The sequence below is a fragment of the Serratia proteamaculans genome (genome assembly GCF_949794035.1).
Taxonomy (GTDB): Bacteria; Pseudomonadota; Gammaproteobacteria; order Enterobacterales; family Enterobacteriaceae; genus Serratia; species Serratia proteamaculans.
This window is the reverse complement of sequence record NZ_OX461105.1, coordinates 1,318,903-1,341,014: the sequence shown is the minus strand read 5'-3', so window position 1 is coordinate 1,341,014 and position 22,112 is coordinate 1,318,903. Positions and strand designations below refer to the sequence as shown.

Annotated in this window: 19 protein-coding genes; 1 reads left to right on the top strand and 18 read right to left on the bottom strand. The window is 56.3% G+C overall.

Annotation, left to right across the window (positions count from 1 at the left end; all coding sequences use genetic code 11):
* Positions 1–8: 8 nt before the first annotated feature.
* The 11 genes from QOT07_RS06230 to sdhC form a co-directional block, all read right to left on the bottom strand.
* Positions 9–2,549, bottom strand: coding sequence for an outer membrane usher protein (locus tag QOT07_RS06230; RefSeq protein WP_283602727.1), 2,541 nt, complete (start codon positions 2,547–2,549; stop codon positions 9–11).
* 95 nt (positions 2,550–2,644) lie between these two features.
* Positions 2,645–3,184: a fimbrial protein gene (locus QOT07_RS06225; RefSeq protein ID WP_283602726.1), complete on the bottom strand. Its 540-nt coding sequence runs from the start codon at positions 3,182–3,184 to the stop codon at positions 2,645–2,647.
* 89 nt (positions 3,185–3,273) lie between these two features.
* Positions 3,274–3,825, bottom strand: a complete 552-nt coding sequence (locus QOT07_RS06220) for a fimbrial protein (RefSeq protein WP_219015609.1) — start codon at positions 3,823–3,825, stop codon at positions 3,274–3,276.
* Between the two features lie 681 nt (positions 3,826–4,506).
* On the bottom strand, positions 4,507–5,379 hold the full coding sequence (gene sucD / locus QOT07_RS06215; protein WP_012005705.1) for a succinate--CoA ligase subunit alpha: 873 nt from the start codon (positions 5,377–5,379) through the stop codon (positions 4,507–4,509).
* Positions 5,379–6,545: an ADP-forming succinate--CoA ligase subunit beta gene (gene sucC / locus QOT07_RS06210; protein WP_012005704.1), complete on the bottom strand. Its 1,167-nt coding sequence runs from the start codon at positions 6,543–6,545 to the stop codon at positions 5,379–5,381. The genes sucD and sucC overlap by 1 nt, the downstream gene beginning before the upstream one ends.
* A 117-nt stretch (positions 6,546–6,662) precedes the next feature.
* A complete protein-coding gene (odhB, locus tag QOT07_RS06205) occupies positions 6,663–7,883 on the bottom strand; it encodes a 2-oxoglutarate dehydrogenase complex dihydrolipoyllysine-residue succinyltransferase (protein ID WP_176979056.1) in 1,221 nt (406 codons plus the stop codon).
* A gap of 11 nt (positions 7,884–7,894) precedes the next feature.
* Complete coding sequence (gene sucA, locus QOT07_RS06200) at positions 7,895–10,708, bottom strand: 2-oxoglutarate dehydrogenase E1 component (protein ID WP_085115613.1); 2,814 nt, start codon at positions 10,706–10,708, stop codon at positions 7,895–7,897.
* Positions 10,709–10,975: 267 nt separating this feature from the next.
* Positions 10,976–11,692: a succinate dehydrogenase iron-sulfur subunit gene (locus QOT07_RS06195; RefSeq protein WP_012005701.1), complete on the bottom strand. Its 717-nt coding sequence runs from the start codon at positions 11,690–11,692 to the stop codon at positions 10,976–10,978.
* Between the two features lie 16 nt (positions 11,693–11,708).
* A complete protein-coding gene (gene sdhA / locus QOT07_RS06190; RefSeq protein ID WP_085115612.1) occupies positions 11,709–13,475 on the bottom strand; it encodes a succinate dehydrogenase flavoprotein subunit in 1,767 nt (588 codons plus the stop codon).
* 1 nt (position 13,476) lies between these two features.
* A complete protein-coding gene (gene sdhD / locus QOT07_RS06185) occupies positions 13,477–13,824 on the bottom strand; it encodes a succinate dehydrogenase membrane anchor subunit (protein WP_012005699.1) in 348 nt (115 codons plus the stop codon).
* Positions 13,818–14,207, bottom strand: coding sequence for a succinate dehydrogenase cytochrome b556 subunit (sdhC, locus tag QOT07_RS06180; protein WP_004949747.1), 390 nt, complete (start codon positions 14,205–14,207; stop codon positions 13,818–13,820). Before sdhC ends, sdhD begins: the two co-directional genes overlap by 7 nt.
* A gap of 733 nt (positions 14,208–14,940) precedes the next feature.
* Between sdhC and QOT07_RS06175 the strand changes: the two genes are divergently transcribed.
* Positions 14,941–16,233: a citrate synthase gene (locus tag QOT07_RS06175; protein ID WP_085115611.1), complete on the top strand. Its 1,293-nt coding sequence runs from the start codon at positions 14,941–14,943 to the stop codon at positions 16,231–16,233.
* 105 nt (positions 16,234–16,338) lie between these two features.
* Here the strand turns inward: QOT07_RS06175 and nei are convergent, their stop codons facing one another.
* The 7 genes from nei to pxpB form a co-directional block, all read right to left on the bottom strand.
* Positions 16,339–17,130 (bottom strand): endonuclease VIII, encoded by a 792-nt coding sequence (gene nei, locus QOT07_RS06170; protein ID WP_207976092.1) that lies wholly within the window; start codon positions 17,128–17,130, stop codon positions 16,339–16,341.
* Between the two features lie 57 nt (positions 17,131–17,187).
* Positions 17,188–17,832 (bottom strand): pyroglutamyl-peptidase I, encoded by a 645-nt coding sequence (pcp, locus tag QOT07_RS06165; protein WP_099065131.1) that lies wholly within the window; start codon positions 17,830–17,832, stop codon positions 17,188–17,190.
* A gap of 9 nt (positions 17,833–17,841) precedes the next feature.
* A complete protein-coding gene (locus tag QOT07_RS06160) occupies positions 17,842–18,861 on the bottom strand; it encodes a DUF979 domain-containing protein (protein ID WP_099065130.1) in 1,020 nt (339 codons plus the stop codon).
* Positions 18,858–19,589 (bottom strand): DUF969 domain-containing protein, encoded by a 732-nt coding sequence (locus QOT07_RS06155; protein WP_099065129.1) that lies wholly within the window; start codon positions 19,587–19,589, stop codon positions 18,858–18,860. Before QOT07_RS06155 ends, QOT07_RS06160 begins: the two co-directional genes overlap by 4 nt.
* A gap of 65 nt (positions 19,590–19,654) precedes the next feature.
* Positions 19,655–20,392: a 5-oxoprolinase subunit PxpA gene (gene pxpA, locus QOT07_RS06150; protein WP_207976096.1), complete on the bottom strand. Its 738-nt coding sequence runs from the start codon at positions 20,390–20,392 to the stop codon at positions 19,655–19,657.
* On the bottom strand, positions 20,382–21,314 hold the full coding sequence (gene pxpC, locus QOT07_RS06145) for a 5-oxoprolinase subunit PxpC (RefSeq protein ID WP_085115606.1): 933 nt from the start codon (positions 21,312–21,314) through the stop codon (positions 20,382–20,384). The genes pxpA and pxpC overlap by 11 nt, the downstream gene beginning before the upstream one ends.
* The gene (gene pxpB, locus QOT07_RS06140; protein ID WP_283602725.1) at positions 21,308–21,964 is read right to left on the bottom strand and encodes a 5-oxoprolinase subunit PxpB; all 657 of its coding nucleotides are present in this window, start codon (positions 21,962–21,964) and stop codon (positions 21,308–21,310) included. The genes pxpC and pxpB overlap by 7 nt, the downstream gene beginning before the upstream one ends.
* Positions 21,965–22,112: the final 148 nt, after the last annotated feature.

Genomic DNA, 22,112 nt, shown 5'->3' with positions numbered 1-22,112 from the left:
ACTCATGGTTAGGATGAAGAAGAAGATGAAATGTCGGCAACGCTCAGCGCCCGGCAGGGCAACAGCAGCGCCGACTCGCCCAGCGCCGGCAGTTGCTCCGGCAGCGTAATTTCACAGCGGGCCGCGCCGTCCCAATGCACGGTCATGGTGTCACCGTGTTGAATACCGCTGAGATAGACGCTGCCGTCATCGCTGATGATGCCGGTGTCCTGCTTGCGGGCATTGAGCACGGTCGCGCCAAACGGCGGCGTCGAGCCGTCCGCCAGGCGCACCACCGCCATGGCTTTTTCACCGGCCACCACCTCAAAGCGCCGATAGCCGATGGCCCCTTCGGTCAGGGTGGCCTGTGCCACCGAGCGGGACGCCTCCACGTTGTCGCCCAGTTGCTGCAAATCGATACTGGCGCGGTTGCGGTAGTAACTGTTCACGTCCGGCACCACCGCCTTGCCCCAGGCATTGGTACGGGTGGTCGGCCCCTGGCCGCGGACCGGCACATCTGGCACGCCCTGGGTGTCGAGCATCAGACGGGTGCCGCCGGGCATGTTCATCCGGTGCAGCGCCGCCCCCTGCAGCGTGGCGGTCATGCCCCCGCGCGCCGTCATACCCAGCGAGGTATAGCGATCGGCCTGGTAGCTGATATTGCTGCTCAATTCGGCGTTATCGCCGGTATGGGTAAAGTAGCCGCTGGCGGTGGCGCCGCGCCGTGCCGCGCCCAGACGCATCTGGTAACTGTTGTGATCATCGAGCCGATCGTAATAACCCAGATCCTGGCTGTTGTTGTCACGGTTAACCGCGGCGTTATAACTGACGGTCCCACGCTCCCCCCACGGCAATGACAGTGACAGCGACAGGCCGTTGTCAGTGGTCTGGTTGTACTGATTGCGGTAGGCCGACAGCGACAGGCTGACGTTTTTAATCTGGCCGACGTCGAAATAACGCGACAACGCCAGGCTGTAACGATCGTTGGCCGGGCGCTCCCAATAGCTTTGGTGGTTGTAGTTCAGGTAGGCGCTCAGCCCCAACTCGCGGAACTGTTTGTTGAACACCACGGTGTACATCTCTTTGCTGCCGTATTGACGGGCGCCGTACAAACGGCTGACCAGATAATCCGCCATTGTCATGTAATCGCGTTCCGAGAAGCGGTAGGCGGCGAAGGTCACCTGGCTGTCGTATTCTTCAAAGTTTTTGGCGTAGCTCAGGCGATATGAACTGCCGCTCAGAGTGCCGCCCTGCTGTTGCGACAATACGGCCCGCGAGCCGGTAATGTCGAACGACAGTGCGCCAAAGGCCATCAGGTCACGCCCCATGCCCAGCGACAGCGCGTTATACTCACGCCCACCAATACCGCCGCCGTACAGTGACCAACCGTTGCTGACCCCCCAGGAAAATTCCCCGGTGGCAAACGCCGGCCCATCACGGCGATGCTCCACCTCGGACGGTTGCCCCAGCGCCAGCTTGTAGCGCAGCGAGCCGGGGCGACTCAGGTAAGGAATGCTGGCGGTATTCAGGCTAAATTGCTGTACCGAACCGTCCTGTTCTTCAACCCGCACGTCCAGCGCCCCACTGACCGCATCATTCAAATCCTGAATACGGAACGGCCCGGCAGCTACCTGGGTTTCATACAGCACACGCCCCAGTTGGCTGACCACCACCCGGGCATTGGTTTTCGCCACCCCGACCACTTCTGGCGCATAGCCGCGCAGATTGGGCGGCAACATCGCATCGTCCGACACCAGGCTGACGCCGGTAAAGCGCACGCTGTCAAAAATCGTCGAGTTAAGGTAGTCCTCACCCAGCGTCAATTTGGCACGCAACGCCGGCAATGCCCGGTAGGCGTAATAACGGCTCCAGTCCAACCGCTGTTCGTGCTGACTATTCTTCGCCGTGGAAGAGCTGGCCTGCGCCTGCCAGTCGGCACGCAGCCGCCAAGCCCCCAAGTTGCCACCGGCGGTACCGTTGCCGCTCAGGGTAGAATCGGTGCCGCGGCTCTGTTGGCGGTTGACCTGACCATTGAAGTTATAGTCCAGCAGCACCCCGGGGATGCCTTCGTCCCAACGCGAAGGGGGATCCCAACTGTCGTCGCTGTACTCCAGATAGGCTTGCGGAATGGAGAGATAGAGTGACGAGGTACCCAGTTCACCGCGGACCGTCATGCCCTTCAGGCTGCTGAAATCCAGGCAGTCATCACGCCAGCGCAGCCCACTCAGCACCGCGTCTTTCAGGCCGAGCTGCTTCACCAATGCCGGTGACAGGCAAGCCACGCTGCCTTTGGGATCGTCCGGCGGGGCGGAAAAGACCACCGACTGTTCCGGCAGTTCCTGCTGGTTGATATGCACCGTCAGGGTGTAGCGGCCCGGCATGATGAAACCACTGCGGGCAAACTGGCTGAGATCGATATTGGCGCGATCTTTCACGTCCAGCACATCGGTGTTAAACACAATGTCGTCCGCCGCCAACGCCAGAGAGACCGACGCCCCCAGCGCAAGGGCAATAGCGACCCCCAACTTCGACAGGGGAGTCATGCGATAACCTGAATCCTTACCAGCCATAACCCAAAATCCTTTTTCCATTGCCGGTCAATCTGCACCGGCGCAAACCTGAACGCCTCATGCGTTCATTTATCCCTTCGGGTCAATGCAACCCGTCAGTAGTAATCCAACTTGAAACGTACTGCGGCGCGGTAGTCTCCCGGCTGTAAACGCTCAGCGTTACCGACCAGACGCAGGGTATAAGGCAGCACCAGGGTGCCGGGTTTTACCGCCTGAAGCGGTAGCGCGACGCCTGGCAACGCAATACGGCCATCGCCATCGGCAATTTGCAATGCCAGGCCGTGAGCGGCACCGGCAATGCGGAACCTTGCGCCGTCCGCCAGGCCGTCGAAGGTCACCTGGAAAGTCTGCCAATCCGGCAAACGGGGATCGGGGCGCGACAGCGTGCAGTTCACCAGACGAATAGTAAAAGGTTGGGCCGGGCCCTGACCTTCACGTATCAGTTGGCCAATGGGTAAAGTGGACAAAGCAATAACTTGTGCCCGGCTACCGAGATCAATGGCGCAGGCGGTATCGATAATCGCGCCGGTCATACTGACGCTGCCGTGACCGGCAGAGGCGGTCGGTGCTGCCTGAACGGCAGGCACTCCGGCATACATGGCCAGTAGCATCAGATAAAAAAGAGGACGAGCCATCTCCCAGCTCCTTAAGCCATGACAATCCGTTGTCAGGAAATATGCGGGGCGAGCCCCGCATATGAGATAGCCGCGCTTGCGGCGTGGGGTTATTGGTAAGCCAGGGTGAAATCGACGATAGAGCTGAACTCACCCGGGACAATCACCGCTGGGATGGTAGGGTCACTCGACGTGGCTCCCGCAGTATCCGGATCGCCCTGCAGGTAGGCGGCGAAGGCCAGCGTGTTGTTACCCTTCTGGATTTTTTGCGCCTGGGTCGCGTCACCCAGTTTGATCACCCGGCTGGAGCCATCGGTAATGGCGATGCTGGCACCTTTAGCGGTGCCGGTGATGCCGAGCAGATCGGCGTTACCGGCAGAGGCGGCACCGGTAAAGGTGGCTTTAACGTTTTTCAACGTGGTGACATCGCAATTCTCCAGTTTAATGCTGAAGTTTTTCGGGGTGGACTTACCCTGGCTTTTCAGCGCGACATTGGAGATCTGGCCCAGATTAACCGTTTGATCCGCCGTTTCCGGGGTAATAGAGCAAGGCGCATCAATAATCGAACCTTTAAAGGTCACGGTGCCCGCCTGTGCAACAGAAGCTGTACCCATGGCCAATCCCAGGCCCATCATCAAAGTGACCAACTGCTTAATTTTCATCTAAATTTTCCTTTTATGGTTATGCGAGACGTCGCATAGGTTCCAATCACACGTTGATTTATGTTCATCCATTTACGTTTGGTCACCGGCTGCACCTGCCCCCAGAACAGGGTAAAAACGCAACATTTTGGGCCAAACTGTTGCATTAAGTGAATAACGCTAGCCAGAATAGAAAATCAGGTTTAAAAACCTAAGAATTTAGGAGGGAAATGAATTTTAAGAACTTATCACTGGTTAAAAATCAGTGCGTGAATTTAATGAATAAGAAGGAAGGCTGATGGATATAAGAAAACTATGAGTTGAAAAATCGGCAAGCAGTGCTTAACAAACATTTAATTAATTGAATTAAAACGATAAAAATAAATTTTAGGAATATTCTCTTTCTCGTATTGACACCTTTTTACAGCGTAATTTAGGATATGTTCCAGTTTGGCCCAAAGTGTTACATTTTTACCCTTAATCCTCCCTTTATTATTTCCCCCTGAAATTGCCTTGTTTATTGATAATATTCACGGCCCTATATCGTTCCGCGTGAATAGGTTTGGCCTGTTTTTCAGGAATAACTCGGTTAATTCATTCAGAATATCGATATATATAAGAAGTGGTATTTAGCAGGCAAAAAAAACAGGGCCAGACAAATTGCCTGGCCCTGCTTCTAAAAGGGTTACTGCCGGTAATAAATTAGCGATTCAGAACCGCTTTTACTGCCTCGCCGATGTCAGCCAGGCTGCGTACGGTTTTAACCCCTGCCGCTTCCAGCGCCGCAAACTTCTCGTCTGCAGTGCCTTTACCGCCGGCAATGATGGCGCCAGCATGGCCCATACGTTTGCCTTTAGGCGCGGTAACACCCGCGATATAGCCAACCACTGGCTTGGTCACGTGTTCTTTGATGTAAGCTGCGGCTTCTTCTTCCGCGCTACCGCCGATCTCACCGATCATCACGATCGCTTCAGTCTGCGGATCTTCCTGGAACAGCTTCAGGATATCGATAAAGTTGGAGCCTGGGATCGGGTCGCCGCCGATGCCCACACAGGTAGACTGGCCCAGACCAGTATCGGTGGTTTGTTTCACCGCTTCGTAGGTCAGGGTGCCAGAGCGGGAAACGATACCCACTTTACCCGGCAGGTGAATGTGGCCAGGCATGATGCCGATTTTGCACTCGCCCGGGGTGATAACACCTGGGCAGTTCGGGCCAATCATGCGCACGCCGGCTTCATCCAGCTTCACTTTCACGGTCAGCATATCCAGTGTAGGGATGCCTTCGGTGATGGTGATGATCAGTTTGATGCCTGCATCGATAGCTTCCAGGATGGAGTCTTTGCAGAACGGTGCCGGTACGTAGATGACGGACGCAGTTGCGCCAGTCGCTTCTACCGCTTCACGCACGGTGTTGAACACGGGCAGGCCCAGGTGCTCAGTACCGCCTTTGCCCGGCGTTACGCCACCGACCATTTTGGTGCCGTAAGCGATGGCTTGCTCGGAGTGGAAAGTCCCCTGGCTACCGGTGAAACCCTGACAAATTACTTTGGTGTTCTTATCGATTAAAATGGACATTATTTGCTCCCCACTGCCGCAACAACTTGCTGAGCCGCATCAGTCAGGCTGGTCGCAGCAATGATATTCAGACCGCTGTCCGCCAGTTTCTTGGCGCCCAGCTCGGCGTTATTCCCTTCCAGACGCACCACCACCGGGACGTTAACGCCCACTTCGGCTACTGCGCCAATGATACCGTCAGCGATCAGGTCGCAACGCACGATACCACCGAAAATGTTAACCAGAACCGCTTTCACCTTGTCGTCAGACAGGATGATTTTGAAGGCTTCGGTCACGCGCTCTTTGGTTGCACCACCGCCCACATCGAGGAAGTTGGCTGGCTCGCCGCCGTGCAGTTTAACGATGTCCATGGTACCCATCGCCAGGCCTGCGCCGTTAACCATGCAACCGATGTTGCCGTCGAGAGCAACGTAGTTCAGCTCCCACTGTGCCGCACGGGATTCACGCTCATCTTCCTGAGAAAGGTCACGCATTTCACGCAGCTCAGGCTGGCGGAACAGGGCGTTGCCGTCAGCGCCCAGTTTGCCGTCCAGACAGATCAGATCGCCCTGCTTGGTCACCACCAGCGGGTTGATCTCAACCATTGCCAGGTCACGTTCCAGGAACAAGGTCGCCAGGCCCATGAAGATCTTGGCGAACTGGCCAACCTGCTTGCCGGTCAGACCCAGTTTGAAGGCCAGCTCACGGCCCTGGTAAGGCTGTGGGCCTGCCAGTGGATCGATGGTCATTTTGTGGATCAGTTCCGGGGTTTCTTCCGCAACTTTCTCGATCTCAACACCACCCTCGGTGGATGCCATGAACACCACGCGACGGCTTGCACGGTCAACTACCGCGCCCAGATACAGTTCTTTATCAATGTCGGTCGCCGCTTCTACCAGGATCTGGTGAACCGGTTGGCCCAGCGCGTCAGTCTGGTAGGTCACCAGACGCTTGCCCAGCCAGGCTTCAGCGAAAGCACGGATGTCTTCCTTGCTGTTAACCACTTTAACGCCGCCAGCTTTACCGCGACCGCCAGCATGAACCTGACATTTTACCACCCACGGGCCGGAGCCGATTTTGGATGCGGCTTCTTCTGCTTCACGCGGTGTGGTACAGGCGTAACCGGTTGGTGCCGGCATGCCATACCGAGCAAACAGCTGTTTTGCCTGATATTCGTGTAAATTCATGATGTTCTATCCATTCAGTTCTGAAGGTTTTAGCCGAGCCATTTTGGCGGAAAACCGCATGACTTTAGTCGGCCACATAGCACAGAGTGTGGGCGCGGCGTACCGCGCCCATCAGGGTTATACGTCCAGCAGCAGACGAGTTGGATCTTCCAACATATCTTTTACCGTCACCAGGTAACTGACGGATTCTTTACCGTCGATCAGGCGGTGATCGTAAGACAGAGCCAGATACATCATCGGCAAGATCACAACCTGGCCTTTCACTGCCATTGGGCGATCTTTAATGGCGTGCATGCCCAGGATGGCGCTTTGCGGTGGGTTGATGATCGGGGTAGACATCAGTGAACCGAATACGCCGCCGTTGGTAATAGTGAAGTTACCGCCGGTCAGCTCTTCCACAGTCAATTTACCGTCACGGCCTTTGACTGCCAGCTCTTTGATTTTCTTCTCGATATCTGCCATGCCCATGCTGTCTACATCACGCAGGACCGGGGTTACCAGGCCACGTGGAGTAGAAACCGCAATGCTGATATCGAAGTAGTTGTGATACACCACGTCGGTGCCGTCGATAGACGCGTTCACTTCCGGGAAGCGTTTCAGCGCTTCAACTACCGCTTTGATGTAGAAAGACATAAAGCCCAGACGAACACCGTGGCGTTTTTCGAAGGCTTCACCGTACTGCTTGCGCAGGTCCATGATCGGCTGCATGTTGATTTCGTTGAAGGTGGTCAGCATCGCAGTGCTGTTCTTCGCTTCCAACAGGCGCTCGGCTACGCGCTTGCGCAGACGGGTCATAGGGACGCGTTTTTCACTGCGACCGCCCAGAGCGGGCTGCGGTGCGGCTTCAACGGCGGCGGCGGCAGGCTTGTCGGCTTTTTTGCCGTTAGCCAGGTGCGCTTCCACGTCTTCGCGAGTGATACGACCACCCACACCGCTGCCTTTAATGGCGGCAGCATCGAGATCGTGTTCGGCAATCAGGCGGCGGATAGCCGGGCTGAGTGCGTCGTTGCTCTCTTCTTCCAGGCTGGCGGTAGCACGCTGGGCCGGAGTGGATTCTTTAGCCTGACTTTTCTCTTGAGTCGGCTTGCCGGAGCTGTCGCCCGGACGAATACGGCCGAGGAGTTGGCGAGAAAGCACGGTGGCACCCTCTTCTTCCAGGATCGCATCAAGAATGCCTGCTTCGCTGGCCGGGACTTCCAGCACAACTTTGTCAGTTTCGATTTCAACCAGAACTTCGTCACGCTGGACGCTGTCACCTGGTTTCTTGTGCCAGGTGGCTACGGTCGCATCGGCAACCGATTCAGGAAGGTCAGGAACCAGAATATCTACGCTACTCATTTAGCTTTCCCTTAATCTTTAACAATATTCAGCGCGTCATTAACCAGAGCCTGTTGCTGCTTCTGGTGTACGGACATATAACCGACTGCCGGTGAGGCAGAGGCTGGACGTCCGGCGTAACGTAAAGAAGCCCCGAACGGCACCACTTCACGGAAGTTGTGTTGGCTGCAGTACCAGGCACCCTGGTTCAGCGGCTCTTCCTGACACCAGACGAAATCATGCACGTGAGCATACTTCTCCAGCACCGCCTGAAGGGCCTGATGCGGGAACGGGTACAGTTGCTCAATACGGATGATGGCCACGTCTTTCTGGTCGTTCTTGCGGCGTTGTTCCAGCAGATCGAAATAGACCTTACCGGAGCACATCACCACGCGTTTAACCGCTTTCGGATCCAGATCGTCGATCTCGCCAATCGCCGGCATAAAGGTGCCGTTAGCCAGTTCGTCGAGCGAAGAGGTCGCCAGCGGATGACGCAGCAGAGATTTCGGTGACATCACCACCAACGGACGGCGCATACCGCGCAGCGCCTGACGACGCAGCATGTGGTAAACCTGTGCCGGGGTGGACGGGATGCACACCTGCATATTCTGCTCAGCACACAGCTGCAGGTAACGTTCCAGACGCGCAGAGGAGTGCTCTGGGCCCTGACCTTCGTAACCGTGCGGCAGCAGCATCACCAGGCCACACATACGGCCCCATTTCTGCTCGCCGGAGCTGATGAACTGGTCGATCACCACCTGAGCGCCGTTAGCGAAGTCACCGAACTGCGCTTCCCAGATGGTCAGGGTGCGAGGTTCTGCGGTGGCGTAGCCATATTCGAACGCCAGTACGGCTTCTTCAGACAGCACGGAGTCCCAAACTTTGAACTCGCCCTGCCCGCTGTGGACATTGGCCAAGGGTACGTAGACCGAACCGTTTTTCTGGTTGTGTACTACCGCATGACGGTGGAAGAAGGTGCCGCGACCGGCATCTTCACCGGAAAGACGAATCGGAATGCCTTCATCAACCAGAGTGGCGTAAGCCAGCGTTTCCGCTGCGCCCCAGTCAAACGCTTTGTTGCCTGCCGCCATCTCTGCGCGGTCACCGTAGATTTTCGCTACGCGTGACTGCATTTCGATCGCTTCCGGCGCGGTGCTGATGCGACGAGCCAGTTCCTGCAGGCGCTTCATCTCAACCTTGCTTGGGTACTCTTCGTCCCACTCGTGGTTAAGGTACGGCGACCAGGTAAAGGTATGCAGGTTCATCGGACGCCATTCTTCAACCACGCATTCACCGCGGTCGAGCGCATCACGGTACAGGTTGACCATTTCCGTGGCATCTTCCAGGCTGGCGACCTTTTGTTCGGTCAGAACGTCAGCATAAAGCTTGCGCGGCGTCGGGTGTTTTTTGATCTTCTGGTACATCACCGGCTGGGTTGCACTTGGCTCATCGGCCTCGTTATGCCCATGGCGACGGTAGCAGACCAGATCGATCATCACGTCACGTTTGAAGGTGTTACGGAAATCCAACGCCAGACGGGTCACAAAGGCCACCGCTTCCGGATCGTCAGCATTGACGTGGAAGATCGGCGACTGCACCATCTTGGCGATGTCAGTACAGTATTCGGTAGAACGCGCATCCAACGGGTTGGAGGTGGTGAAACCAACCTGGTTGTTGATCACGATACGTACCGTACCACCCACTTCGTAACCGCGAGCCTGCGACATGTTCAGGGTTTCCTGAACCACGCCCTGGCCGGTAATGGCGGCGTCACCGTGGATGGTGATTGGCAATACCATGTTGCTGCGCGCTTCGTCCAGACGATCGCGACGGGCACGTACAGAACCCATAACCACCGGGCTGACGATCTCCAGGTGCGACGGGTTAAACGCCAGCGCCAGGTGAACCATGCCGCCTTCGGTTTCTACGTCGGAGGAGAAGCCCTGGTGATATTTCACGTCACCGGTGCCAAGGTGTTCTTTATGCTTGCCGGCAAACTCGTCGAACAGGTCGGCAGGTTTTTTACCCAGCACGTTGATCAACACGTTCAGACGGCCGCGGTGGGCCATGCCCAACACCACTTCACGCGTGCCGTTCTTACCGGCGTGGCGCACCATCTCTTTCAGCATTGGCACCAACGCATCGCCGCCTTCCAGCGAGAAGCGTTTCGCCCCTGGGAATTTAGCGCCAAGGTAGCGTTCCAGGCCTTCCGCTGCGGTCAGCTCGTTCAGGAAACGGCGTTTCTCGTCATTGGTAAAGCTGGCGTGCCCCACCACCGATTCGATGCGCTGCTGGATCCAGCGTTTCTCTTCGGTATTGGTGATATGCATGTATTCCGCGCCGATCGAGCCGCAGTAGGTCTGCTTCAGCGCCGCGTACAGGTCGCCCAGCTTCATGGTTTCTTTGCCGATGGCGAAAGAACCCACGTTGAAGGTTTCCTGGAAGTCGGCGTCGGTCAGGTTGTGGTAGGCAGGTTCAAGGTCAGGAACTTGCTCCCGCTGCCACAGACCGAGCGGATCGAGGTTGGCATGCTGATGTCCGCGGAAACGGAAGGCGTTAATCAGCTGCAGTACCTTGACCTGTTTGGCGTCAGTGTCTGGATCGTTGATGGTGGTGTTGTAACGCGCAGAGTCTTTCGCCAGGCGGCGGAAGTAGTCACGCGTTTGAGAGTGAAGCTGATCGGGTTTTACACCCGCGGTTGGTAGCTGTTGAAAAATGGAACGCCAGCTATCTTCAACGGAGCCCGGATCGGTTAAGAAGTCTTCATAGAGCTGTTCTATGTAAGACTGGTTCGCGCCCGCCAGATAGGAGGAATCCAGCCAGGCCTTCATTGCGCCGTTCTGCATCATGATCCCTTAAGCTTTGAAGCTTTAGTTTTCGCCGTGGTTAACATAATTACCGTGATGGATACGGTTTGCCGTAGAAACGCGACGTACCTTATAGCCATAAAAGCTCGGTACGTTCTGCTATGGACCTTGCGGTCCCTTACAAGGAACCTCTAAAAACCGGCGGGCGAACCAGGCTGCTTAGTGCCGCAGCCGCGGGTCAGTTTTTAGAGGTTCCCTCCTTTGTGATGTGCGCCGGAAACTGCCCGGCGCAGCATCTCATTCCACTTATGCCCCGCGTTGCAGCAGCATAGACTTGATATGACCGATTGCACGCGTCGGATTCAAGCCCTTAGGACATACACTGACACAATTCATAATGCTATGGCAGCGGAAAACACTGAAAGCGTCGTCCAGATCGTCTAAACGTTCTTCCGTTTCCGTGTCACGGCTGTCAATCAGGAAGCGGTACGCCGCCAACAGGCCAGCCGGGCCGATGAACTTGTCAGGGTTCCACCAGAATGACGGGCAAGAGGTGGAACAACAAGCGCATAAAATGCACTCGTACAGACCATCCAGCTTGGCACGCTCTTCCGGCGATTGCAGGTGCTCACGCGCCGGCGGGTTCTTGCCGTCGTTCTGCAGGAATGGCTTGATCTTTTCATACTGGGTATAGAACTGACCCATATCAACCACCAGATCGCGCACCACCGGCAAGCCCGGCAACGGACGGATCACAATCTTTTTGTTGCCTTTGGTCAGCGACGACACCGGAGTGATGCAGGCCAGGCCGTTTTTACCGTTCATGTTGATCCCATCGGAACCACATACGCCTTCACGGCAGGAACGACGGAACGACAGGCTTGGATCTTTTTCTTTCAGCTGGATCAACGCATCCAGCAACATCATGTCGCGACCTTCTTCCGCTTCCAGGCTGTAGTCCTGCATGTGCGGAGCGTCGTCAACATCCGGATTGTAGCGATAAATTGAAAATTCGAGTTTCATCAATCGATCTCCGCAATTAGTAAGAACGCACTTTCGGCGGGAATGCCGGGCGCAGCTTCGGTTGCATGTTCACTTCACGACGCGTCATGCTTTCCGATTGCGGCTGATACAGCGAGTGACACAGCCAGTTGGCATCATCACGTTCCGGGAAGTCGAAGCGGCTGTGTGCGCCACGGCTCTCGGTACGGTAGTTTGCCGACACGGCGGTGGAAAACGCGGTCTCCATCAGGTTATCCAACTCCAGGCATTCGATGCGCTGGGTGTTGAATTCGCTGGAGGTATCGTCCAGACGTGCATTCTTCAGACGTTCACGGATCTCTTTCAGCTCTTCCAGCCCTTTCGCCATCGCATCACCTTCACGGAATACCGAGAAGTTGTGCTGCATACAGGCTTGCAGTGCCTTGCGGATTTCAACCGGATCTTCACCTGAACGGGTGTTGTTCCAGCGGTTCAGACGATCCAGCGAGGCTTCCACATCGGATTCGCTGGCATCACGGCTTTCGCCCTGCTCCGCCAGAGATTCGTGCAGATGCATGCCGGCGGCACGGCCAAACACCACCAGGTCCAGCAGCGAGTTGCCGCCCAGACGGTTGGCGCCGTGTACCGATACGCAGGCAATTTCGCCTACGGCAAACAGCCCCGGGATCACTACGTCTTCGCCTTTCTCGTTCACCGTCAACGCCTGGCCGGTCACTTTGGTCGGAATACCGCCCATCATGTAGTGGCAGGTTGGGATAACCGGGATAGGTTCTTTGACTGGATCGACGTGTGCGAAGGTGCGCGACAGTTCCAGAATGCCCGGCAGGCGGGATTCCAGCACCTCTTTACCCAGGTGATCCAGCTTCAGCTTGACGTGTGGGCCCCACGGACCGTCACAGCCGCGGCCTTCGCGGATTTCAATCATGATCGAACGGGCAACCACATCACGGCCCGCCAGGTCTTTGGCGTTCGGCGCATAGCGCTCCATGAAACGCTCGCCGTGTTTATTCAGCAGGTAACCGCCTTCACCACGACAGCCTTCAGTTACCAGTACCCCGGCACCGGCGATACCGGTCGGGTGGAACTGCCACATTTCCATGTCCTGCACCGGCACGCCGGCGCGCAGCGCCATGCCGACACCGTCACCGGTGTTGATATGGGCGTTGGTGGTGGACTGGTAAATACGGCCTGCACCGCCGGTCGCCAGCACGGTAGCTTTGGCTTTGAAGTAAACCACTTCACCGGTTTCGATGCAGATAGCCGTGGTGCCGACCACCGCGCCATCCTGGTTTTTCACCAGATCCAGCGCATACCACTCGGAGAAGATGGTGGTGTGGTTTTTCAGGTTCTGTTGATACAAGGTATGCAACAGGGCGTGACCGGTACGGTCAGCCGCCGCCGCGGTACGTGCCGCCTGCTCGCCACCGAAGTTCAGTGACTGGCCGCCGAATGGGCGCTGATAGATGCGGCCTTCTTCGGTACGGGAGAACGGCAGACCCATGTGCTCCAGCTCCAGAACCGCTTCCGGGCCGGTTTTACACATATACTCAATGGCGTCCTGGTCACCGATATAATCGGAACCTTTCACCGTGTCATACATATGCCATTCCCAGTTATCTTCGTGGTTATTACCCAGGGCTACGGTAATGCCGCCCTGCGCAGACACGGTATGGGAACGGGTCGGGAATACTTTGGACAACAGGGCACAGGTAGAGCCCGTTTGAGAAATTTGCAGTGCCGCGCGCATACCTGCGCCGCCTGCACCGATAACTACAGCATCAAACTCTCTGACCGGCAGTTTCATCTTACGCACCCCACACTACGATTGTTCCGTACAGTAAATAGACCAGCAACACGACAACGATCGCCAGTTGCAACACCAGACGTACCGCTACCGGCTTGACGTAATCCGTCAGCACCTGCCACAAACCAATCCAGGCATGAGCCAGAATCGACAGCAGCGTCAGCAGCGTGAACACTTTCGTAATAGAGGTGGCGAAGAAGCCACGCCAGATTTCGTAGGTGAGATCCGGAGCCGTGACGAAGAAGCCCAGGATATACAGAACATACAGGGTGATGACGATAGCGGAAGCACGCAGTAACAACCAATCGTGTACGCCGTTGCGTCCTAATGCAGAAACATTGTTTACCATACGAGGACTCCAGCCAGAACTGACAGCACGACGGTCAGACCGATCGCCACCTGGGCAGAACGGGTACCGGCGGCTAAACTCTCTTCGATATAGCCAAAATCCATTAACAAATGGCGAATGCCACCGCAAATGTGATAGGCCAGCGCAGTGAGGATGCCCCAGAATATGAATTTGACAACGAAGCTATTCATGATGGCAGCAGCCTGCATGAAACCCTCTTGGGAAGAGAGTGACAGGCCCAGCAGCCAGAGGAGGATACCCACGGCAACGAAGGTAATTACGCCAGAGACTCGGTGTAAGATGGACGCTATCGCAGTTACGGGAAACTGAATCGTTTGCAGATCCAGGTTGACAGGTCTTTGTTTTTTCACGTTTTTGCCCACACAGCTCTTATTATTTTCCTTCCTCCGGCCTGGGCGGGGATCAGACAGCGTTAAGAGCCAAAACCCTCACACGTCACGCGCTCAAACAACAACATCCTCTGTGCTTAAACGGCGCGTAGTTATAACGCTGGGTGCTCCTACTTCAGGGTATCCCGGAGACCTGGCGGCAGTATAGGAGGATCACATTCTGATTACAATTCCCATACAATCCCTTTGGTAACATTTCCCCCGAACAGTGATTTAGATCACGGATTTCACAATTGGCACAAAATTAATTATCTGATTTGACAAGAGATCAACAATTCCATTACATATAGGGGCACAAACGGCCCTATGATGCGCTATAGGTCAGCAGATACACTTTCCCCGATGTTCAAGATATGCAACAGTGTATTTGAAAGAACCTATCCCAATGGCGGTTTTTGCCGGTCACATTTGCAGCATATTGCCGCAGATAAGCACAAATAAGGCATATAAAACAGCCTATTGGGATAGGTTCAACCACCCCCGAACACGTCGTAGGTAAGATTAACAGAACATAACGAATTCCGATGAATCGTTAACAACTGGTCACCCGCCTCGTTCGCCTGGTTAGCACTCTGTACCCTACCCGCGCATTTGCGCAGTCGCTCACAGAGTTAGCGTCCGCTCCATTTTTTGCGGGCAACCTGAGGAGAATTAAGGTATTTCAGTTGTTAGAGGTTTTTAAAATAAGGCGCAAAGGAGACTGTAAATGACTGATAAGAAAGCGACGCTAACCATTAATGATGGTGAAGCTCCAATCGAACTGGGCGTATTGACCCCGACACTGGGCCCCGATGTCCTTGATGTCCGCGCCCTGGGCTCCAAAGGTTATTTCACGTTTGATCCCGGCTTTACCTCTACCGCTTCCTGCGAATCCAAAATCACCTTCATTGACGGTGACAAAGGCGTACTGCTGCACCGCGGCTTCCCGATCGAACAGTTGGCGAAAGAGTCTTCCTATCTGGAAGTGTGTTATATCCTGCTGTACGGCGAGACCCCGACCGCAGAAGAGTTTGAAACCTTCAAAACTACCGTGACCCGTCACACCATGATCCACGACCAGATCACCCATCTGTTCCGTGGCTTCCGTCGTGACTCACACCCAATGGCCGTACTGTGCGGTGTGACCGGCGCCCTGGCGGCGTTCTACCACGATGCATTGGACGTCAACAACGAGCGTCACCGCGAGATCACCGCGTTCCGCCTGCTGTCCAAAATGCCTACCGTGGCGGCCATGTGTTACAAATATTCGCTGGGTCAGCCGTTCGTTTATCCGCGTAACGACCTGTCCTACGCCGGTAACTTCCTGCATATGATGTTCGCCACCCCGTGTGAAGAATACGTGGTGAACCCAGTGCTGGAACGCGCAATGGATCGCATCCTGATCCTGCACGCAGACCACGAGCAAAATGCTTCCACTTCTACCGTACGTACCGCAGGCTCTTCAGGCGCTAACCCGTTTGCCTGTATCGCTGCCGGTATCGCTTCTCTGTGGGGCCCGGCACACGGCGGCGCCAACGAAGCCGCACTGAAGATGCTGGAAGAGATCAAGACCGTTGAGCACATCCCTGAGTTCATCAAGCGCGCCAAAGACAAGAACGACTCGTTCCGTCTGATGGGCTTCGGCCACCGCGTGTACAAGAACTATGACCCACGCGCCACCGTGATGCGTGAAACCTGTCACGAAGTGCTGAAAGAACTGAACAAGAAAGATGACAACCTGTTGGAAGTGGCGATGGAGCTGGAACACATCGCGCTGAACGACCCGTATTTCATCGAGAAGAAACTGTACCCGAACGTCGACTTCTACTCAGGCATCATCCTGAAGGCGATGGGTATTCCTTCTTCCATGTTCACCGTTATCTTTGCCATCGCCCGTACCATCGGCTGGATTGCGCACTGGAACGAAATGCATGACGAAGGCATCAAGATTGCCCGTCCGCGTCAGTTGTACACCGGCTATGCCGAGCGTGACTTCAAGTCCCAACTGAAAAACCAATAACGCCGCTTTACCCTACATAAAGCAGCAAAACGCCGTCCCCTTGGACGGCGTTTTTTTTGCCCTCTCCCCAGGAAGAGGGGCGGGGTGAGGGAAACATTGAATAACCTATTTCTGACAACCCGGGCACCAATAAAAGGGTCGTGAAGACAGCGTCGTACGCTCAATCATCGCACCGCATCGCTCACAGGGTTCACCACTGCGATGGAACACCTTAAAACTGAACAACGCGCCGTGGTGGCGGTTTTCATCCACCTGCCCGCGCGTCTGGTAAGACAAACGAGGCACCGCCAGCAGCGCCTCCGCCAGTCGCTGCAAAACATCAGGCTCCAGATCCTGTGGCTTGTGCTGGGGTGCCAGCTCTGCCTGCCAGAGAATTTCAGCCCGCAGATAATTGCCCAGCCCGGCAAGAAACGCCTGATCGAGCAACATGCCGCCCAGTTGCCGACGACGAAACGCCGGTGACAACAGCCGCTGTTCTACCGCCGTCGCCGTTAACGTCATATCCAGCACGTCGGGACCGATACGCTGTAGGAACGGGTGCTGTTCAATTTCTTCACGCGGCCCGACGGTAATCTCCGAGGCGCTGTACAGCAAAATCGCCCGCTCCGCCGTTTCCAGTCGCACGCGCAGGTCCCGCTTGGTTTCCGGCGTCTCCCCCGCTTTCACCACCTTCCACACGCCATACAATTGGTTATGGCTATACAGCGTCAGTCCGTTGGAAAAGTGGGTCAGCAATGCCTTACCGCGCGGCTCAATAGCGATAATACGCTCACCGATTAACCGGTCGCGGTAGTGTTTAAGCTGGGGAAAGGCAAAACCGACTTCGGTCAGTGGCTGGTCGATCACCGCCGCCGCCAGTGCATCCGCCGCCCGGCGAATTTCCGGTCCTTCCGGCATATGAAAACTCCTGAGTGGACCCCGGTGCAGCAAAGCACACCGGGGGTGTAACTGCGGTTAATGCGTCGCACCGCCGACGACCTTCAGATCGTGTTCAACCTGTAGCGCAATGGAAATGGCCAGCTCCAATGCAAACAACACCGTGGTCGCCGCCATGCTTGGCGCGCCCGGGTGAGCGGCAGCCTGTTCCGGCAGATAAGGGATATGAATAAACCCGCCTTTGATTGCCTGCTGGTCGCTTAAACGGTGCAACAAACCGTACATCACGTGGTTGCAGACATAGGTGCCGGCCGTTTGCGATACCGAGGCGGGGATGCCCGCTTCACGCATCGAGCCCACCATCGCCTTGATCGGCAGCGTGCTGAAATAGGCTGCCGGTCCGCTTTCAACAATAGGTTCGTCGATCGGCTGTTGCCCTTGATTATCGGGAATTCGTGCATCATCGACGTTGATCGCCACCCGTTCGAGGGTGATATCGGTACGCCCACCGGCCTGGCCGATAGCCAGCACCATCACCGGCTGCACTTCATCAATCGCCGTATTCAGTGCTTCCAGCGCTTCGCCAAACACACAAGGCAACTGGCGAGCAATGATGCGCGCACCGGCCAGCTCCATATCATTGAGTTGCTTGACCACTTCCCACGAAGGATTAACGCGTTCGCCGCCAAAGGGCTCAAAGCCCGTGATCAATACCTTTTGCATGCGTTCTCCTTACAGGAACATCAGGAAATAAAGCAGGAATACGTTGACCAACAGTAACAGCACCCCGGTCGGGATCTGTGCCTTGATCACCGCATTCTTGTCCGGCAATTCCAGCAACGCCGCCGGTACAATATTAAAGTTAGCAGCCATTGGCGTCATCAGCGTGCCGCAATAGCCGGAAAACATGCCGATAGCCGCCATCACTGCCGGGTTACCGCCGTGCTGCAGCACCAGGATCGGGATGCCGATACCGGCGGTAACAATAGGGAACGCAGCAAAGGCATTACCCATAATCATGGTCAACAGCGCCATACCGATGGCATAAACCGCCACTGCGATAAAGCGGTTATCGACGGCCAGATACTCCTGGGTCAGATGAGAAATTGCCGTACCGACACCAGCAGTGGTAAACAGCAGGCCCAGCGTGGCGAGGATTTGCGGCAAAATAAACGCCCAGCCGATGGAGTCCAGCAGGCGACGCGCTTCCTGGATCGGCTGCAACGCTTTTTCATGGGTCATTTTTACTGCGATAACCAGGCCAAGCAAACAACCGGCGGTCATCGAGAACAGAGTAATCAAGGTGGCATGGTTGCCACTGCCGAAGACCGCAGTTTGCAGCGCCGGAATATTATTGAACAACAGCACGCCCACCACCGTCACCACCGGGATTGCCAGCGCCGGGATAAACAGCCGGTTGCCCAGACGTTTGGCACTCTCTTCGCGCTGCTGCGGGGTACGTTGGTGATAGCTGCCCAAACGCACACCGCCGAAACCGGCGATCAACGCCATGATCACCACTACCACGCCGACAATGATGTGCAGCATGCGTTTCTCGTTGCTGCCTTCACCCAGCACGTCGCCCAACAGGCTATAGGTCCAGTCGCCGACCAGGAACACCAGGCCGTACAGTGCCCAGAACAGGCCAGTGGTGACGCGGCGCGGGTTGGCACGATCGCGGAATGACATCACCGCCACGATCAGCAGTACTACGCCGGCCAGCCAGTAGAGATATTGTTGTTGGAAAGTCATTGGGCATCTCCTTTGGCCTGCAGCGCCGCCTGGTTGAGCTGCGACAGTTCAGCGCTGAGCTGTTTATCCATCCGGTAAAGCCGGAACGCATGGATCAGGAAGGCAAAGATGGCGGTAGGAATGCCCCATAAGGCGATATGCAACGGCTCGGTCTGGATGCCGCCGGATTCCAGCATAAAGTTGTGCATGAAGATGATTGCGCCGAAGGCGACAAAGATATCTTCACCAAAGAACAAGCCGACGTTATCCGTAGCGGCAGACATGGCACGCAGACGGTGACGCGTACGCTCCGGCAGCTCGCCGTAACGGTTTTCCGCCGCCCCTTCAGCCATCGGCGCCAGCAGTGGACGCACCATTTGCGGGTGACCGCCCAGGCTGGTCAGCCCCATGGCGGCGGTAATTTCACGCACAAACAGATAGACGATCAGCAAACGTCCGGCGGTGGCACTTTTGATCTTGGCGATCCACGCCTGTGCGCGTTCTTTCAGACCGTGACGTTCCAGCAGGCCGATCACCGCCAATGGCAGCAACAGGATCAGCGGCAGGTTACGGGTATTGAGGAAGCCTTCGCCCAGTTTTTCCAGGATCACGTCCAGCGGCATCAGCGCCGCCAGACCGGTGATAATGCCGGCGGCAATCACTACCAGCACTGGGTTAAAGCGTAAAACAAATCCAACCACGATGGCAGCTATACCAATCAGTGGCCATAAGTTAACGGCCTGTTCCATAGTATTCCCTCGGTAATTTCTAATAGTTTGTGTTGTGTGTTTGTGTTGTACGTATTTAATTATTTTTATTCTGCGCTGACGCTGATGCCTTCCAGGGCAAAACGTTCGCGCAGCGTGCGCGCATATTCCAGCGCGTGTTCACCGTCGCCGTGCAGGCAGACGGTTTCAGCCTGAACGGCGGCCCAGGTGCCGTCCAGGGTGCGAACCCGATGGTGACGTACCATTTCCAGCGTTTGTGCCAGCGCCAGTTCATCGCTGGTAATCAGTGCCCCTGGCTGACCACGAGGGACCAAGGTGCCGTTGGCCTGGTAACCGCGATCGGCGAACACTTCCTGCCGCGTCACCAGCCCCTGTTTTTCACCGGCGCGGATCAACTCGCTACCTGCCAGCCCCACCAGCCGCAAGGTCGGATCGACCGCTTTAACCGCCCGGGCGATGGCTTCCGCCAGTTCCGGTTCTACCGCCGCCTGGTTGTACAGCATGCCGTGCGGTTTGACGTGAACCATCACCCCGCCTTCAGCACGGGCGATCGCCGCCAGCGCGCCAAGCTGATACACCACCTGCGCGTAAACCGTTTCCGCCGGCAGCTGCATGCGGGTGCGGCCAAAGTTCTCGCGATCGGGAAAACTCGGGTGCGCGCCAATGGCTACACCGTATTCCAGCGCCCAACGCACCGATTGACGCATGGTTTGCGCATCACCGGCGTGAAAACCGCAGGCGATATTGGCCGAGCTGACCAGTTGCAGCAGCGCCTGATCGTTGGCGCAGCCCTCGCCGAGATCGGCGTTCAAATCAACGATCATTTAACCCCCAGGCAATCTGTTGAATAAAGTGCTCCTGTTCGACCCTGGCGCGTTGTGCCTCGGCCAAAGTACAGGGAACAAAGTGGATGGCCTCACCCAGACGGATCTGCGCCAGATGGTAAAGATCGGCTTCGATCACGCAGGCAATACGCGGGTAACCACCGGTCGTCTGCGCGTCTGCCATCAGCACGATCGGCTGGCCGTTATGCGGTACCTGTACCACCCCCGGTAACAAGCCGTGCGACAGCATTTCGCGGTCAGTGGTGCGGCTCAGCGCATGGCTGCCGTGCAGACGATAACCCATGCGGTTACTCTGCGGGCTCAGTTGCCAGGCAGTGCGCCAGAAAGCCTCTTTAGCCTCTTCGCTGAATTCATCATATTCCGGCCCCGGTAACGCCCGGATACGGTTGTTGAACAGCGGTTGCTTCACGCCGGTGCTCTGCAGTGGCAATGAATGGCCTTGCCCCAGCGGCAGGCTATCGCCATCACGCAGGTTGCGCCCTTCCAGCCCACCAAAGGCGGCTTTGTTATCGGTGCTGCGCGAACCGAGCATTTCCGGTACCGCGATGCCCCCGCCGATCGCCAGATAGGTGCGCATACCGCGTTTTGGCGTTTTCAGTATCAGCTGTTGGCCCGAATTAACCGGATAACGCCAGCCGGTCCACAGCGGCTTGCCGTCCAATTGCGCATCGCAACCGGCCCCGGTCAGAGCGATCCAACCTGGCTGAGTAAATTCGGCGCTAAATTGCCCAAGGGTGATTTCCAGCCCGGCAGCATGGGCGTCATTGCCCACCAGCAGGTTGGCGATCCTCAGCGCAGGTTCGTCGAGCGCCCCGCCCTGGCTAACGCCCAGACGACGGAAACCGTTACGGCCCAGATCCTGCACCGTGGTGTAGATGCCCGCACGCAAGATCTTCAGCATACCCCCTCCTTCTGCGGCACAAACCGCACGCTATCGCCGGGGCGCAGCAAGGTTGGCGGCATTTCATAAGGATTAAACAGTGCCAGCGGAGTACGGCCAATCAACTGCCAGCCACCGGGGGTGTTCAATGGATAAATCCCGGTTTGGCTGCCACCGATGCCGACGGAGCCTGCCGCCACGGACAGGCGCGGTTCGGCGCGGCGCGGTGTCGCCAACTTTTCCGGCATGCCGCCCATGTAGGAGAAACCAGGCTGAAAGCCAAGGAAATAGACCACGTAGGCCGCTGAGGAATGGCATTCCACCACCTGCTGCGGCGTCATGCCGGTGTGGCGGGCCACTTCATCCAGGTCGGGGCCATCCTGACCGCCATAGATCACCGGAATATCCACCTGACGCGATTCTGGCATCAGACTTTCCTTGCTGTCCCACCCCTGTTGCAACAGCGCCAGCATCTCTTGCGCGTCGGCCTGCGGCGTATTCAGCAGCAGCGTAAGATTGTTCATGCCCGGTATCACTTCACGCACATCGGGATGATGATTCAGTTTTTCGGCCAGCGCCCAGATCCGCTGCTGACTTGGCAGCGTCACCGGTGGCGACAGTTCAAGCACTACCGCTCTTTCACCTAATAAGTAACATCGTGCTCGTTGCACCCTTTTCCCCTTATCCCCGTCATCTTTTATTATTTTCAAAACCCATCTGTTATGCGTGACAGCGCGCTGGCTGTCAATAGAACAACCTTTGATAAAATAAGGGATTAGGCTATTAAAAGGATTCAGCCACGGTAAAAACCGGGCTGGA